3 protein-coding genes are annotated in these 3,099 nt (G+C 28.8%); all 3 read right to left on the bottom strand.

All coding sequences use genetic code 11. The features are described 5' to 3' along the window. The coding region (locus tag AB4512_RS12910; RefSeq protein ID WP_372175003.1) for an acyltransferase family protein at window positions 1-961 on the bottom strand (961 nt) is incomplete at its 3' end. Continuing rightward, window positions 958-2,043, bottom strand: coding sequence for a glycosyltransferase (locus AB4512_RS12915; protein ID WP_372175004.1), 1,086 nt, complete (start codon window positions 2,041-2,043; stop codon window positions 958-960). The genes AB4512_RS12915 and AB4512_RS12910, both read right to left, overlap by 4 nt. Next, window positions 2,030-3,064 carry a glycosyltransferase gene (locus tag AB4512_RS12920; RefSeq protein WP_372175005.1) on the bottom strand — a complete coding sequence of 345 codons (1,035 nt, stop codon included), beginning with the start codon at window positions 3,062-3,064 and terminating at the stop codon, window positions 2,030-2,032. The genes AB4512_RS12915 and AB4512_RS12920 overlap by 14 nt, the downstream gene beginning before the upstream one ends. Window positions 3,065-3,099: the final 35 nt, after the last annotated feature.

A 3,099-nucleotide genomic window follows, 5' to 3' on the forward strand; every position in this document is an offset into this window, starting at 1 on the left:
CGTTTATCTTTTTAATAAATAACAAAAAAACCAAAAGCAATATCGATAATAAAAACCTTAACACCCAACTAATATTACCTTCGTAAAAAAAGTCAATTAATATGCTTGATATGTTATTTGTATAAGGATGAAAAACATATAAAGCCATACTATTTATTGATATAAATGAAATTATATTCCCAGCTTTATTCTGGACATAAGTAAGGCTGGAAAGCACTATGCACACTGTACTCATGATAATTATTACAGACAAGGAAAACGCTGTGTTGACAAATAAATTTTTGTATTCTAATTTAGCAATATCTAACAAAGGTACACCAAAAGAAAAATTAACATAACACACAGAGGCAATAGCAATTAAGAGCAAGCAAGCAATTTTTTCATTATTGTAGGATTTTTCAGGTTGTTTAACTAACAAAAAAAACAAATATCCAAAATATAAATAAAACACTCCATTTAGTCCAAAATTGATAGCAAACGGTAATTCCACCACAAAGCTAAATAAAAATAGAGCCAATACAATCAAAGCTTCAAAAAAAACAGGCAACCTTAACTTAATAATGGAGTATAAAAATAATTTTGATAAAAACAATGCAGGTAAAAACCATAAAACAAATGCATATGAATTACTTAATGACTCCATACTCATATCATAAAAAACACTTATAAACTCAGTACTATAGTCTAAGCTTGGGCGGGATAGAAAGTATCTTTTTAAGGTTTCAACAAACACTCCCAAAGCCCCAAATATAAAGTATGGAATCATCAGTCTATTCCAATCTTTTATTATATTGACTTTAATACTATTTTTATCATTTAAAAAAAAACCAGACAAAGCAAAAAACAAGGGCATGTGAAATGAATATATGATATTATTAAAAGGATTACTAATATGTCCCAATATTACAGTTAATATTCCCATTACTTTTAAAATATCTACCCAGAAAAACCTGATACTCACTTAACATCCTCTTTGTAAACATCGATAATATCTCTAACTCGATCATTAACTTCATGTCCATCCATTAAAACTCTCGCATAAGCCTTGTCCGCTATGCTCTTTATACTGTCTGAGTTTTTTAGTATATTTTGTATTTTAGTTATTGCCTCAGATTTATTTTTAAAGAACAAAACTTCATTATCCTCTTCAAACATAGTACTTAAGTCGCGAGAATATTCAGCCACCATGACAGTTTTGGTTATTGGGATCTCAAATACTCGCCGAGTATAGGTGTCATTATTTCTTTTAGATAAGAATACTAACGCCACTTTTGCAAGATTTAGAACTTCATTATACTTCTCATATACAGGAATGATTTCTCCATTTAATTTAACTATATCTGAAAACAATGGCGAACTATGCCATTGAGTTCCATACAGCTTAATATCAATACCTAGTTTTAAAAGTTCCAATACTATTTCGTCTCTACCATCATTTTCAAAATGCCCAATAAACACGACGTCATTTTTATATTTTATTTTAGATATATCACTTATTAAATAGTTTCTTTCAGCGATATAGTAAGACCTTAATAAAGAAACTTTTTTAACACCAGCATTGATATAGTCAACTTTATTTTTCATTCTGTAATAAAAAACATGATCATATTCACTTATCGATTTTAGATAGTGTGTCCATAATCTTCCAACTTTCGCATCACTAAAAGGATCATCATTATTATATCCATAGACTAGCGCGCCGTTTTCTTTTAGTTGTTTAATTGTATTTTTATATATATGTGTTCCACGGTATATGAATATCAAGTCATATTTTTTTCTTCTTGTTAATTCTAGTAAGTCACAATTAATTTTTTCTATAACTGGCCCTAACAATAGTTTATTCTGAAGACGAATATAAAATCCAAATATACTATTTACGAAACCTGACCTATTCTCATGTTTATTAAAGTACTCTTTCCAAGAAAAGATATCACTTATATATCCTTGATTTTCAAAAGCTTTAGAAAATGCTTTTTCATAGATTTCAAATGAATTCTCACCGACAATTAGAACTTTATTTTTTGAATTATTAGTAGTATGCATTAACTTGCGCTTTGTTTTTATCTAAGATGTAATCACTATTGATGTTTTTTACCAAATTATCATATATATGATTATCGATAGATTTTATAATATTAATTAGCGGCTCTGTATTTTCAGGTTGGAAAAGAAAACCATTGAAATTATCTTTCACCAGTTCGACAGAACCACATTTATTAGACACTATAACTGGAACTCCATGAAATAACGCTTCATCGATAACTAACCCCCAAGTTTCTGATAAACTAGGAAGAATTAAAAAGTTAGTGTTTGAAAAATATTTTTTTAATTGTGTATTTTTTACTGAACCTAAGAACTCAATATTACCTTTTGATATTGACTTTAATTTTGATTCATAACTTTCATCACCAGTACCAATTATTTTCAAGTTGAAATTTTCTAACAAATTGAATACCTCTATCAGTCTGTCTAAGTTCTTAACCTCAGTCAGCCTACCTATAAATAGAAAATCTCTCGTATATTTTTTAGTTTTTTTTGATACTATTTCTTGATTTTGGTTGATGATCCCAACACCATTAGTGATCTTTACGATACCTTTGTAGCCTAAGATCTTGAGTAAATCATGATGTAACTCGCCAGAAGCATAAACTTTAAAGATACCAGCCAAGAAAATCTTCTTAATACTACCTTTAAGCCCGATATATGAACTATCATATATCGTGGATTCTAGTGCGAGCGATTTATCATTGGTTATAAAATACCTTACGACCCAAAACTCAAGTAAATCCCAACCAGATAGTATTATCTCCTTATATCTAATTTTCGACAGTAATTTCAACAAACGAAGAGTTGACAGTACAGAATTCCTTCTTTGTAAGCTCTTTGTATTTAGTATTACATGCTCAAAACCTACATTTTCAAGCCCAGTAAAATCACTGCTTCGAGTTTCTTCTGTATCTAACGATATATAAATCACAAATATTGATTGGTTTTCATTAATTTCTTTATAGAGGTTGTTTTTATAGAAAGTAGGCAAATGAGTTATTATCACTTTATCATACATATAATTTCACTTTTAGTCTCGACTATATATTTAAT

Source organism: Vibrio sp. 10N.222.52.B7 (assembly GCF_041474275.1).
GTDB classification, from domain to species: domain Bacteria; phylum Pseudomonadota; class Gammaproteobacteria; order Enterobacterales; family Vibrionaceae; genus Vibrio; species Vibrio crassostreae_C.